Origin of the sequence: Acinetobacter thutiue, assembly GCF_030385805.1 — a bacterium.
In the GTDB taxonomy this organism is placed as follows: Bacteria; Pseudomonadota; Gammaproteobacteria; order Pseudomonadales; family Moraxellaceae; genus Acinetobacter; species Acinetobacter corruptisaponis.
This window is the reverse complement of sequence record NZ_JAUDZE010000001.1, coordinates 1033926-1046919: the sequence shown is the minus strand read 5'-3', so window position 1 is coordinate 1046919 and position 12994 is coordinate 1033926. Positions and strand designations below refer to the sequence as shown.

The window sequence follows — 12994 nt, the reverse complement described above, 5'->3', positions numbered from 1 at the left end:
TAATGTGGAAAGAATGATGACATGCGGTTTTTATCGGTCAATCTAAATTGTTTTTTAATTGAGTTTTCCAGTTTAGAGGAAACCGTTGCAGCACATCATTTTTTACAGCATGCCCAGCATCCACATATTCAGGAAATGATTCCAGCCGCTCGAACCATACTGGTTTATTTTGATGATTTATGCACAGATGCAAAAGCACTGATTCAATGGATTTCAGCCCAGAAAATCGATCAGGATTTTTTTAACTCAGGTAAAGAGGTGGTGATCAATGTTCGTTATGACGGTATTGATTTAGCTCATGTTGCTGAATATCTGGGTATTGCTATAGATGAAGTCATTCAAAAACATACTGATAGTCGTTGGCAAGTTGCCTTTATCGGTTTTGCACCTGGTTTTGCCTATTTAATCAGTCCAGACCATCCTTTTGGCAGTATTCCACGTTTGGCTTCACCACGGAAAAAGATTTGTGCAGGCTCAGTTGGACTGGCTGGTGAATATAGTGGTATTTATCCCAAAGATAGTCCAGGTGGGTGGCAGTTGATTGGTCAAACTGATGAGAAGATGTGGGATCTGCATCGCCAACAGCCTGCCTTATTACTTCCGAGTGATCAGGTTGTTTTTAACAATACCACTCAGAATCCAGTGCAAATTACTGTTCCATCTACGCGATTCATTGCTAATCAATCAGTAGAAAAAACAGCCATTTTAAAGGTTAAAAGTGTTGGCTTGCAGGTCTTGATACAAGATCAGGGGCGGCGAAATGTGGCATCTCTTGGTGTGGGGCAGGCGGGTGCAATGGATCGTACTGCCTATGTAAGCGCCAATCAAATCGTTGGCAATCCTCGTCATGCCGCAGTTTTGGAAATCCTTAATGGCGGATTGCGGTTACAGGTTTTACAATCGACTGTGATTGCAGTGACAGGTGCACAAGCAGAACTGTGGATTCACTATGCCAGTGCGCATCAAGTAAAGGAAAACTTATATCAACCCATTGCATTGGATCAGGACGATGAAGTCTATATTTCATCGCCGCAGGCTGGCGTTCGGAATTATTTGGCCATCCGTGGCGGTATTATGGTTGAACAGGTGCTAGGCAGTGCAAGTTATGATTCTTTGGCTGAGTTGGGTACACCGCCAATCAAGATGGGGAATGAACTTTATTCAGCCCAGTTAAAAACATGGCCTGTCGATTTAAATCAATTGCCAGTATCGTTACCGAAAGCGGGTGATCAAGTCATTGTTGATATTGTATTGGGGCCACGAACTGATTGGTTTACTCAAGACAGTCTAGCATTACTGTGGGAACAAAGTTGGTTGGTAACGACTGAAAGTAATCGTATTGGATTAAGACTATTTGGTGATCAACCTCTACAACGGCAACTGCATCAAGAATTACCGAGCGAGGGCTGTTGCACAGGTGCATTACAGGTACCTGCAAATGGTCAGCCTGTACTGTTTATGAATGATCATCCCTTGACTGGCGGTTACCCAGTCATTGCTACGGTCGCACCTTACCATCTTGATTTAATTGCACAGCTTCCAGCAGGTTGCTCGATCCAGTTCCGCCCAATTTCAGATTTTATGGACATCAATCACAATGAATCAGCCACATAAGCTTTTGATTGCCAATCGCGGAGAGATTGCAGTCCGTATTATTCAGGCATGTAAGGACTTGGACATTCACTCAGTCGCCATTTATGCAGATGATGATGTAGGCAGTATACATGTCAAATTCGCCGATGAAGCATGGGCATTGTCTGGCGTGACAGCTAAAGAGAGCTATCTGGATATTGATAAGATTCTAAATATTGCCAGACAGTCACAAGCAACCATGATTCACCCTGGCTATGGCTTTTTATCTGAGCGTGCTGACTTTGCCCAAGCAGTGATTGATGCGGGTTTGATCTGGATTGGACCATCACCTGAAAGTATTGAGAAATTGGGCGATAAAATACAGGCGCGTAAAATTGCCCAATCTGTTGGCGCACCATTGGTACAGGGTACAGCGCAACCACTCAAATCAGCTAATGAAGCGGTTGCATTTGCACAGGAATATGGTCTGCCGATTGCAATTAAGGCGGCATATGGCGGTGGTGGACGTGGCTTAAAAGTGGCTTGGCAGTTGGATGAAGTTGCAAGCTTATATGAATCTGCGGTGCGAGAAGCACAGGCTGCCTTTGGGCGTGGTGAGTGCTTTGTTGAGCAATATCTAGATAAGCCCAGACATCTGGAAGCACAAATCATTGCAGACCAACATGGTCATGTGCTTGTGGTGGGAACTCGGGATTGTTCCTTACAACGCCGTAATCAAAAACTGGTTGAAGAAGCGCCAGCACCGTTTATTAGCCAGCAGGTTTATCAGCAGTTGGTACAGTCCTCAGTCGATATTTGTCGGGCAGCTCAGTATGTTGGGGCGGGAACAGTTGAATATTTATTGAGTCAGGATGGTAAGCTTTCCTTTCTGGAAGTGAATACTCGTTTGCAGGTTGAACATCCAGTAACCGAGCAAACAACGGGTATTGATTTAGTCGTTGAACAGATTCAGATTGCATTGGGGCAACCACTTTCTATTCAGGAAACACCAAAAGCACATGGTCATGCAATTGAGTTCCGTATCAATGCGGAAGATCCTGCACGAGGATTTATTCCAGCATTTGGGCAGATTACCAAATTTAATCCGCCATCAGGCATTGGTATCCGACTAGATACAGGTGTGATGCAGTCCAGTCAGGTTTCCAGCCATTTTGATTCTTTAATGGCCAAATTGATCGTGACGGGTGCAACTCGTGAGATTGCTATTCAGCGCGCTAAAAGGGCATTGGTACAGTTTGAACTGGAGGGGATAGCATCAGTATTGCCATTTCATCGGGTCATCTTGTCTGATCCTGATTTTGTCGATGAGTTTAAGGTGCATACTCGCTGGATTGAGCAGGACTGCCAGCATGAGTTTCAAGCTTATGCCCGTAGCCAGAAACCCCGTGACAGTGAGTTACAACGCTACCCGATAGAAATTGATGGCAAGCTGCACCAAATCGGCTTGCCAATCGGGCTGTTTAGTCTTATCGGGTCACCGAAAGAAAACACATCTACTGATCAAGGCATGCATATCTCACAGCATGAAAATGATGTGTTGGCCCCAATCAATGGTGTGGTTACTGAATGGAACGTTCAGGAAAATGATCATGTCGAGCAAGGAAATGTGATTGCCATTATGGAAGCAATGAAAATGGAAGTGCAGGTAGTTGCACATCGTACGGGACAAATAAAATCGTTGGCAGCTTTAAACCAAACGCTAAATGCAGATACTAAAATTGCGGAGATTGTTTAGTATTTACATACGTTAAATTTTAATAAATGATATTTTTTTAAGGTTTAAAAATAATACTTCTAGAAGAAAATTTATATACTTTTATTATAAAATATAATGGGGGAATTTATATATGCTAGATACAGGAAGATAATTTAAAACATGCTTGTGAGGGCTGATTAAAATCATTAAAACTGTCCAGAAAATAGAACAATTATAGTATCTTGAAATAGGCCTTTCTTTTAAAAGAAAGGCCGTATGCTTATTAACGGCGTTTGTTATATACAGCCATCGCAGCTGGCAGGTTTTTACGCATATCGCCAATACGCTGTGTATTCGATGGGTGAGTTGACAGGAATGAAGCGCCACCCGCACCATCTAAACGATTCATTTTTTCCCAAAGGCTAATGGCCGCATTTGGGTTGTAGCCCGCTTTTGCCATCAGCATTAAACCGCCGTAATCGGCGCGGCTTTCCAGATTACGTGAATAAGGCAGACCAATACCAATTTGACTGCCTAAATTAATTGCGGCATTGCCTAGATCACCGATATTGGCGCCCGCATAAGACGTACCAATGCCAATCGCCAGGTTGGTCAGTGCCTGTGCACCAATCTTACTCTTGGCATGCTCTTCAAGTGCATGGGTCATTTCATGGCCCATGACTGCTGCAATTTCATCATTGGTTAAATTCAGCTTGTTGACAATACCTGTATAGAACACCACTTTACCGCCTGGTGCCACATAGGCATTGACGGTATCAGATTTTAATACAGCCAGTTGCCAGTCAAAACGTTGACCTGTTTGATTCAGCTGGTCAGCGTAGGGTTTCAGGCGCAGGAATACGCTGTTAATGCGTTGATAGGTATTTGAACTGGTATCCAGCTGGTTCTTGGCACGTGCTTCCTGAGTCATCTGTGCAAAGCTTTGTGCTGATTGCGCATTCAGGGTTGCACTGTCCGCACCCGCCATATCTGCAAATGAGGCACAGCCTGAAATGGTCATTACAGTGATCGCACAAAGGCTTAAAGCCAATTTTTTCATACTTATTCGCTCCAAATCAGTATCTTATGAATATCGTCATGATTAAGGAGGATTATAAAAAATGTTTATAATGCTTTACATTCCGAATGGCTCTATAATCATAGTAATTATGTAATCACTATTTTGTCATATTACATGGATTTTCACGTAAATTGATAAAATTAAAGCCAGTGTTTTGCACTGGCTTTGATAGTGAGACAGAAGCCTGATGAAATCAATCTTCGTCGTCAAATTCCTCTTCAGAAAAAGCATTTTCTTCTAAAGACGTATCAAAAATTAAAATGGCCTTACCATCAGTCTGGATCATGCCCTGGTCTTCAAGCGTTTTAAGCACACGGCCAACCATTTCACGGGAACAGCCCACAATACGGCCAATTTCCTGACGGGTAATACGAATCTGACGACCATTCGGTAAAATCATTGCCTCAGGCTGTGCAGATAGGTCGATTAGACAACGTGCAATACGACCAGACACATCAATAAACGCAAGGTCAGTCACTTTACGGGTGGTGTTCTTAAGACGACGCACTAACTGGGCAAATACCGCATAGCTTAGGTCAGGGTATTGCTTGCTTAACTCATGGAAATTGTCGTAGGAAATTTCAGCAATCTCACATACATCTCGGGTACGTACTTCTGCGGTACGTTGAGGATTCTTTTCAAAAAGACCCATTTCACCAAAGAAGTCGCCTGGGTTGAGGTAGGCCACAACAATTTCACGCTCATCATCTTCACGTAATATAATTGACACTGAACCTTTTAATATTAAATACAGTGATTTTGATTCAGTTCCAGCATCAATAATCGTGGTGCGTTTAGGGTATCTGTTAATATGAGCACGTTTTAGCAAAGCCTTTACTGACTCAGGCAGTTGGCCTGGAGATAAAGCATCAGTGCTAAGTTGTGAAAAATTTGAAGTCATGCTTAAAATTTCCGAATTTGGATAAAACCGATCGCACAGGCCTTGTTAGAGCCTTTTCTACACAGAAGAGATGAAATTCCTTATCAACTCATTTTATGTTAGTGTACAAGAACTAGGTAAATTTATAACGTTTTTTGGGTAGTTGCAATGCAAACAAGTGTACATTGGTTAGAGAATGTTGCTTTTGAAGCGAAATCGGAAAGTGGCCACAGTGTGGTGATGGATGGTTCCGCTGAATATGGGGGTGAAAACCGTGGTCCACGTCCTATGGAATTGATTTTAATGGGACTTGGTGGTTGTGCTTCGTTTGATATTGTGACCATTTTAAAGAAATCCCGCCAAGATGTGACAGATGTTGTATGTCAGTTAAAAGCTGAAAGGGCAGATGCAATCCCAGCCGTGTTTACAAAAATCCATCTACACTTCATTGTGACAGGTAAAGCTGTAAAAGCCAAGCAGGTCGAAAAGGCGGTTGAGCTTTCAGCAGAAAAATACTGCTCAGCAAGTAAAATGCTTTCGGATGGTGGGGTGGAAATTACCCATGACTTCGAAATTATTGAAGCGGAATAAAGCCTGATTGTTAAGTTTTACTAAAAAGTGACCTATTGTCATAGATCACTTTTTTATAAGTTTATCTTTTTATTTTATGAACAGTTGGGGATCTACCCGAGCATTATTCAGGCTCATTCCCCAATGTAGATGCGCACCAGTCACACGTCCAGTATTACCCACTAGTCCAAGTTGTTCGCCCTGGCGAATATGCTGCCCTTTTTCAACATTAATTTTGCTGAGATGGCAGAACATACTGATCAGGCCCTGACCATGATCAATCAGTACAGTATTGCCATTAAAAAAGTAATTACCTGTTTGCACCACAATGCCATCCGCAGGTGCAATTACCTTTTGCCCAACGGGTGCTGGAATGTCCAGACCAGAGTGGGGTGCGCGTTCTTCTCCATTAAAGAAACGCTTTTTTCCAAACGAGTTACTGAATTTTCCTGCTGTAGGTCGAATAAATTCTGGAAATGTTTTCCATGTGCTTGGGTTAAATGAACTGTAGATATCATTTTGCTCCTTTGCCTCACGCGCATAACGATCCAACTGCTCCTGATTGGGATTGACATAATCCTGATTTTTAACCGTTAGGCGTTGTTCAGCGTAGGTATAGGGTTTTATATCAATCTGTATGGGATTGGCATTGGTGGTTAAGGTGAATGTGCCTAATGGTGCAGACAGTGGAATCCCAAATACAGCATAACGTTGTCCCTGTTCTTGCGTAATCAGTACGGGATTTTGTTCATAAAAAACCTGGGTAGTATTTGCTGTTAATGGAATAACGGCAATTCCACCCGCCCGTCGTGAATCTTGGGGGAGTTGGGCGAAACAGTGGATAGGAATGAGGCAAGATACCACAAGGCAGATTTTTTTTAGATACATGGTCGTCATATTGAATATTGATTGAAACAAAAAGCTAAGCTAAAGCGTTCTATACAAAAGTACAATAAGGGTTCTGTGCAAATTGGAAAAGACTGAAAATTTATACAAAACATACTTGAAATATATTATTTATAGACCCATATTATTACTGAGTTTTATCCATATTTTATTTTATAAGATTTTGAAAAATATATAAATTTTATTTGAAATTCTAAAAAGTGTTCCCATCTTAGTGATAAGTTAAAAATTTGTTGTGAGGAATAACAAGAATGCGCTTTGAAAAATTTACAAACCGCCTACAGCAAGCACTCTCAGATGCACAGTCATTGGCAATGGGCAAGGACCATACCGCAATTGCAGGGATTCATATCCTCATGACATTGCTGGAAGAACCTGCTAACCAGAGCCTGTTGCAGCAAGCAGGGGCAGTTTTACCCACCTTAATGCAAAAACTGAATCAGGCACTAAATGATGCCGCAACGATTAGTAATCCGACGGGTGATGTTAATTTAAATCCAGAAGCGGTACGCATTTTAAATTTAGCAGATAGTTATGCACAAAAAGCAGGGGATGAGTTTTTATCCACTGATTGGGTGCTATTGGCATTGGCTGAACAGGGCGAAACCAAAAAAATTATCGAAAGCTCAGGCGCAACTGCACAGAAATTACGTGCAGTCATTGAAAAAATTAGAGGAACAGAAAAAGTGACCACCAATAACCATGAAGATCAACGTGACTCACTCAATAAATATACCATCGATTTAACCGAGCGTGCCTTGGCAGGCAAGCTAGACCCTGTGATTGGGCGTGATGATGAAATCCGCCGTACCATTCAGGTGTTGTCACGCCGTACCAAAAACAATCCTGTGCTAATTGGTGAACCTGGGGTGGGTAAAACCGCGATTGTAGAGGGCTTGGCTCAGCGTATCGTCAATGGTGAGGTTCCTGAAAGCCTGAAAAATAAACGTGTGCTTTCACTGGACTTGGGTTCGTTGCTGGCAGGTGCAAAATATCGTGGTGAGTTTGAGGAGCGCTTAAAAGCAGTGCTGAAAGACCTTGCTAAACACGAGGGCGAAATCATCCTGTTTATTGATGAGTTGCACACATTGGTTGGTGCGGGTAAGGGCGACGGTGCAATGGATGCTGGCAATATGTTGAAACCTGCCTTGGCACGTGGTGAACTGCGCTGTGTTGGTGCAACCACTTTGGATGAGTACCGCCAGTATATTGAGAAAGATGCTGCGCTTGAGCGTCGTTTCCAGAAAGTGTTGGTGGATGAGCCAAGTGTGGAAGACACCATTGCGATCTTACGTGGTTTAAAAGAGAAATATGCGACCCATCACGGCGTACAGATTTTAGATTCTGCGATTATTGCAGCGGCCAAGATGTCGCATCGTTACATCACTGATCGTCAACTGCCAGATAAGGCCATTGACCTGATTGATGAGGCGGCTTCACGGATTAAAATGGAGATCGACTCTAAGCCAGAAGCACTGGATAAGCTTGATCGCCGTCTAATCCAGTTGAAAATGCAGTTGGAAGCGGTGAGAAAAGATGAAGATGCAGGCAGCAAGGCTGAAGTCAATCATCTTGAGCAGCAAATTGCTGAAAAGCAGAAAGAGTACAATGATCTGGAAGAAATCTGGAAAGCTGAAAAAACACTGGTTGAGGGTGATAAAAAAGCCCAGATCGAATTGGATCAGGCACGGGTTGCTTTGGAAAAAGCCAAACGTGAGGGAGATTTGGCGGAAGCGGCACGCCTGCAATATGGCGTGATTCCAGAGTTACAGAAACGTCTGGAACAGGCGGAAATTGCCGAGGAAAATGAGGAGCCCAAACTCATTCGTACCAAAGTGACTGAGAATGAGATTGCTGAGGTGGTCAGTGCGGCAACAGGTATTCCTGTAACGAAAATGTTGCAGGGCGAACGTGAAAAACTTCTCCAGATGGAAGAATTCTTGCACAACCGTGTGGTTGGTCAGGATGAAGCGGTGGTGGCGGTTTCCAATGCGGTGCGTCGTTCACGTGCAGGCTTGTCCGATCCAAACCGTCCAAGTGGGTCATTCCTGTTCCTTGGCCCGACAGGTGTGGGTAAAACCGAGCTGACCAAGGCATTGGCCAACTTCCTGTTTGACAGTGATGATGCCATGATTCGGATTGATATGTCTGAGTTTATGGAAAAACATTCGGTTAGCCGTTTGGTGGGCGCACCTCCAGGCTATGTGGGCTATGAAGAGGGTGGTGTTTTAACCGAAGCAGTACGCCGTAAACCATACAGTGTGGTGTTGTTTGACGAGGTGGAGAAAGCGCATCCAGATGTGTTCAATATCTTGCTACAGGTGTTGGATGATGGGCGCTTAACCGATTCACAAGGTCGCGTGGTGGACTTTAAAAATACGGTCATTGTGATGACATCCAACCTAGGTTCACAGGATGTACGTGAACTGGGTGAGGGTGCCACTGATGATGAGATGCGGACTGTGGTGATGAGTGCGGTTAGCCAGCATTTCCGTCCAGAGTTTATTAACCGTATTGATGAGTTGGTGATTTTCCATTCACTGCAAAAAGCCCAGATTCGTGGTATTGCGGATATTCAGCTAGATCGTTTACGTTCCCGTCTGAATGAGCGTGATATGGGCTTAACTGTAGATGATACGGCGTTTGATCTGTTGATTGAGGCTGGTTTTGATCCTGTGTATGGTGCACGTCCATTAAAACGCGCAATTCAGCAGCAGGTGGAAAACAGTCTGGCACAGAAGATTTTATCTGGTGAGTTTCAGCCAGGAGATAACATCCTGATTAAAGGTGAGGATGGTCATCTGGTGTTTGATAAACTTAAATTGAGTTAAGCAAAATTTTAGCAGATCGACAAAAAGATGGTGATGAGAATCACCATCTTTTTTTATATGGGTGCAACTGGTCAGATTTTTTAGGGAAAATTACCAATAACATTGCGACTTGATGAAAAACTTGATAGTTTCAGAGCAAATAAGAAAAAAATTCAGGATGAATTGCAATGGAAAATAAGCAACATCATTACACGGACCTCTGTGTAATTTTGTTTATGATCGCTTTATCTTCAATGGGGCATGCTGCACAACCATTGAGTGAGATAAATTTGGCATTACAAACAGGCGTGTTCAATAATGCATTGCCGAGCATCATTGTAAAAGCCCAGCAGGATGCATTAAAGCCAGAGGAAGAACGCTGGCGTGCTCAACGAATCCTGAGTGATTATTACCTGCGTGAAATCCGTATTAGCACGATCCTTGATGGCGTACTTTCTCCGCATGAAGAGCAGAAGAAAGTCATGGATGTGGATGCCAAGGAAAAGAAAGAGGCAACGATCAAGCCTCATGTACAGCCGCCAGATCGTTTAATGATTTATGATTTTGACTCGGATAATGTTCATGTGACTTATACGAGTGACGTAAAGGCAGAGCTCACTATTAAATAGCGAGATGCCTTATTTTCCAGGCACGATGAATTTTTTGATTACGTTTGAAATCCAGCCCAATGGTTTCAGAGGTAATTTCTTCAACATCATATAGGGCTTCAAGTTCCTCATCCAATTCGAAGCCTCTATAGTTATTTGAGAAATATAGAGTCCCTTCACTGTTTAGACGGTTCATTGCCCGTTTGAGCAGTGAAACATGATCACGCTGTACATCAAATGTTCCATAGAATTTCTTTGAGTTTGAGAATGTCGGTGGATCAATAAAGATCAGGTCATATTGCTCATGACCCTCTTTTAACCATTCAAAACAGTCACTGGCAAAGAACATATGCTGTTCATCAGCATGATCTACCGTTAAGCCATTCAGCACAAAGTTTTCTTTAGACCAACTTAGATAGGTGTTGGATAAGTCAACACTGGTGGTACTGGCTGCGCCACCCAATGCCGCATGTAAACTTGCTGTTGATGTATAGCTATACAGGTTCAGGAAGTGTTTACCACGCGCTTCCTTGGCGATTCGAAGGCGAATCTGGCGATGGTCTAAAAATAGGCCTGTATCTAGGTAATCCGTTAAATTGACCAAAATTTTGGCATTACCCTCTTGGACGATAAAACGTTTAGAGGCGGTGCTTTGTTTGGTGTATTGATTTGTACCTGTCTGTTTTGCACGGGTTTTAATAAATATGGCATCACGTTGTAAGCCAGTCACAGCACGGATTGCGGCAAGTGCAAGGTTAAAACGTTTTTTGGCTTTTTCAGGATCAATGGTTTTAGGTGGTGCATATTCCTGTACATGCAGTCTATCCCCATATAAATCAACAGCAACGTTGAAGTCAGGCAAGTCGGCATCATACAAACGTAGACAGTAGATATTTTCCTTGACTGCCCATTTCTTCAAGGCCTGCATGTTCTTTTGCAAACGGTTGGTAAAGTCCTCAGCACCCTCGATTTTTTCAAACTGTTGAGGTTGCCATGTTGCCAAAAAGGGTTGGGTGACAGTTGCAGGTTTTATGGTGCCAAAACGCACGTAGATTGGTAATTTACCATTCATTAAACGTAAGGTTTGCGGGTCGTTAAATGCCAGTACATCTGCCTGCTCAACCTGTGCGGCAATGATAGCGGCACGCTGGTTTGGAAAATTCTTTTGCAATAAGGCCGATAAACCCAGATATAAAGAACGGTTTGATGCTTTATCTCCCAAACGTTCCCCATAAGGAGGATTGGTCACAATAAAGGCTTTCTTGCCCTCGGCATGAAAGTCATCCCAGTCCGCTAAGGTACGTTCTTCAATTTGGATCTGGTCAAGCAGTTTTTCAAAACCTGCGGCAATGATATTTTGGCGGGTGGCCTTGACCGCTTCCCAATCCGCATCGTAAGCATAAAATTTAGGTAAAGCCTGTTCCAAAGCTTTTTCATGGCGTTCTGCTGCTTCAGCCTTAAGTGATAACCAAAGATCACGGTCATGCCCATGCCAGCCATTAAAACCAAAACGTCTGATTAAACCTGGCGCACGATCCGTTAAAATCATGAGGGCTTCAATAATGAAAGTTCCTGAACCACACATTGGGTCAAGAATAATATCGGGTTGATATTGTGCTAATTGGGCTTTTTGTAGAATTGCCGCTGCCAGATTTTCTTTAATTGGCGCATCGGTCATAAAACGGCGATAGCCACGCTTATGCAGAGAATCACCAGATAAATCCAGACAGTAGGTGTGTTCAGTTTTACCTGCCAACACATAAAGTGTAATTTCAGGCTGCTTGATATCAATACTTGGACGTTTGCCCACCGCCTCCATAAAGGAATCCACCACACCATCTTTGACACGTAAAGTCGCAAATTGGCTATTGACCTTAATTTCACGTTCAACGTGCAGGCGAACTGCAAAGGTACTTTGTGGTGCAAAAATTAAAGACCAATCAAAACTGATTGCACCCTCATAAAGTTCTTCTGCTACATCACGGGCATCATGCGTAAATTCAAGTTCATGGGTATGAATCGGTAAAACCACTCGTGAAGCAAGACGTGACCACATACAGACGCGATACGCCTGTTCCAGTGTGCCTTTAAAAATTAAACGCCCTGCAAAACGTTGAATGTCCTGAATACCAAAGCTTTCCAGTTCTTGTTGTAATAAGGTTTCCAGTCCATCCGCACAGGTCACCCAATATTCTGTTAGACGTGGTTTAGCGTTCATTCAATGTTCCAAAGCGGTTTTAGCAATCGGCTATTTTAACTGATTTTGGAGGAGAAAAGAGGGTTTTCTTTTGAGCTTACTTACCAAGTTCTATAGACCAAATTTAAATCATGTTTCAAAGCGTATAGTAGGGTTCTTTTTACAAGCAATACGGCAATTAAAGCATCTTCTCCACATTGATCAAAATCATATTCTTGGCAATCTTGGTATTTCTGTACATCTTGCATCGCATTTTTTGCCCATGTAGCGAGTGTATCACCATATTCCTCCATATTTTTCTCATCCCACAATGTAATATCTGTACTTGGAGAAATGAGGGTTGCCCACATCTGTTGTGTTTCTTGGCTTAAAGCTTGAAAGAAACGATTAATTTCATTAATTAAATGTTGCTGCTCCTTGGACGTTAATAGAGTATCAGGATAATTGAAGCTATATTCTCTTTCTAAATCAATATCTTGTAAAAAATATAAATCCTGAAAGTCATTGAAATATGTAAATAATCTTTCTAAATCAGCACCAATTTTATCTTTCCAAGAAATAATCCTAAAGATTGTTTGAGATGCTGTGGGTGAGTTTTTTTCTTGTATTTCAAAAGCATGATAACGAAGCCAAGACATTCAAATTTCCTATTT

The 12994-nt window shown here is 42.6% G+C and carries 10 protein-coding genes; 5 read left to right on the top strand and 5 right to left on the bottom strand.

The genetic code is table 11. From position 1 onward, the window contains the following. Positions 1-21 precede the first annotated feature (21 nt). Together QTA56_RS05205 and QTA56_RS05200 are read left to right on the top strand one after the other, a co-directional pair. Entirely contained in the window at positions 22-1614 is a 1593-nt protein-coding gene (locus QTA56_RS05205; protein ID WP_267979859.1) for a 5-oxoprolinase subunit B/C family protein, read from the top strand. Continuing rightward, positions 1598-3328 (top strand): acetyl/propionyl/methylcrotonyl-CoA carboxylase subunit alpha, encoded by a 1731-nt coding sequence (locus tag QTA56_RS05200; RefSeq protein ID WP_267979858.1) that lies wholly within the window; start codon positions 1598-1600, stop codon positions 3326-3328. Before QTA56_RS05205 ends, QTA56_RS05200 begins: the two co-directional genes overlap by 17 nt. 244 nt (positions 3329-3572) lie before the next feature. Here QTA56_RS05200 and QTA56_RS05195 read toward each other — a convergent pair whose 3' ends face one another. Further along, complete coding sequence (locus QTA56_RS05195; protein ID WP_267979857.1) at positions 3573-4349, bottom strand: M48 family metallopeptidase; 777 nt, start codon at positions 4347-4349, stop codon at positions 3573-3575. A gap of 214 nt (positions 4350-4563) precedes the next feature. Beyond that, positions 4564-5271, bottom strand: a complete 708-nt coding sequence (gene crp, locus QTA56_RS05190) for a cAMP-activated global transcriptional regulator CRP (RefSeq protein WP_267979856.1) — start codon at positions 5269-5271, stop codon at positions 4564-4566. Positions 5272-5418: 147 nt separating this feature from the next. Here crp and QTA56_RS05185 point away from each other — a divergent pair, with 147 nt between their 5' ends. After that, entirely contained in the window at positions 5419-5841 is a 423-nt protein-coding gene (locus QTA56_RS05185; RefSeq protein ID WP_267979855.1) for an OsmC family protein, read from the top strand. 69 nt (positions 5842-5910) lie between these two features. Here QTA56_RS05185 and QTA56_RS05180 read toward each other — a convergent pair whose 3' ends face one another. Further along, entirely contained in the window at positions 5911-6708 is a 798-nt protein-coding gene (locus tag QTA56_RS05180; RefSeq protein WP_267979854.1) for a M23 family metallopeptidase, read from the bottom strand. Positions 6709-6977: 269 nt separating this feature from the next. On the opposite strand from QTA56_RS05180, the gene clpB reads away from it, so the two are divergent. Together clpB and QTA56_RS05170 are read left to right on the top strand one after the other, a co-directional pair. Beyond that, positions 6978-9557, top strand: coding sequence for an ATP-dependent chaperone ClpB (clpB, locus tag QTA56_RS05175; protein ID WP_267979853.1), 2580 nt, complete (start codon positions 6978-6980; stop codon positions 9555-9557). A gap of 167 nt (positions 9558-9724) precedes the next feature. Beyond that, the gene (locus QTA56_RS05170) at positions 9725-10165 is read left to right on the top strand and encodes a hypothetical protein (protein ID WP_267979852.1); all 441 of its coding nucleotides are present in this window, start codon (positions 9725-9727) and stop codon (positions 10163-10165) included. On the opposite strand, the gene rlmKL is transcribed toward QTA56_RS05170, so the two are convergent. Together rlmKL and QTA56_RS05160 are read right to left on the bottom strand one after the other, a co-directional pair. Beyond that, positions 10158-12362 carry a bifunctional 23S rRNA (guanine(2069)-N(7))-methyltransferase RlmK/23S rRNA (guanine(2445)-N(2))-methyltransferase RlmL gene (gene rlmKL / locus QTA56_RS05165; RefSeq protein ID WP_267979851.1) on the bottom strand — a complete coding sequence of 735 codons (2205 nt, stop codon included), beginning with the start codon at positions 12360-12362 and terminating at the stop codon, positions 10158-10160. The two genes, QTA56_RS05170 and rlmKL, sit on opposite strands and share 8 nt — an antisense overlap. Before the next feature lie 80 nt (positions 12363-12442). Next, a complete protein-coding gene (locus QTA56_RS05160) occupies positions 12443-12979 on the bottom strand; it encodes a hypothetical protein (RefSeq protein ID WP_267979850.1) in 537 nt (178 codons plus the stop codon). Positions 12980-12994 lie beyond the last annotated feature (15 nt).

Bases quoted from the DNA above. Each gene is read 5' to 3' on its own strand.
- QTA56_RS05205 (WP_267979859.1), top strand. From the start codon at position 22: ATGCGGTTTTTATCGGTCAATCTAAATTGTTTTTTAATTGAGTTTTCC.
- QTA56_RS05200 (WP_267979858.1), top strand. From the start codon at position 1,598: ATGAATCAGCCACATAAGCTTTTGATTGCCAATCGCGGAGAGATTGCA.
- QTA56_RS05195 (WP_267979857.1), bottom strand. From the start codon at position 4,349: ATGAAAAAATTGGCTTTAAGCCTTTGTGCGATCACTGTAATGACCATT.
- crp (WP_267979856.1), bottom strand. From the start codon at position 5,271: ATGACTTCAAATTTTTCACAACTTAGCACTGATGCTTTATCTCCAGGC.
- QTA56_RS05185 (WP_267979855.1), top strand. From the start codon at position 5,419: ATGCAAACAAGTGTACATTGGTTAGAGAATGTTGCTTTTGAAGCGAAA.
- QTA56_RS05180 (WP_267979854.1), bottom strand. From the start codon at position 6,708: ATGTATCTAAAAAAAATCTGCCTTGTGGTATCTTGCCTCATTCCTATC.
- clpB (WP_267979853.1), top strand. From the start codon at position 6,978: ATGCGCTTTGAAAAATTTACAAACCGCCTACAGCAAGCACTCTCAGAT.
- QTA56_RS05170 (WP_267979852.1), top strand. From the start codon at position 9,725: ATGGAAAATAAGCAACATCATTACACGGACCTCTGTGTAATTTTGTTT.
- rlmKL (WP_267979851.1), bottom strand. From the start codon at position 12,362: ATGAACGCTAAACCACGTCTAACAGAATATTGGGTGACCTGTGCGGAT.
- QTA56_RS05160 (WP_267979850.1), bottom strand. From the start codon at position 12,979: ATGTCTTGGCTTCGTTATCATGCTTTTGAAATACAAGAAAAAAACTCA.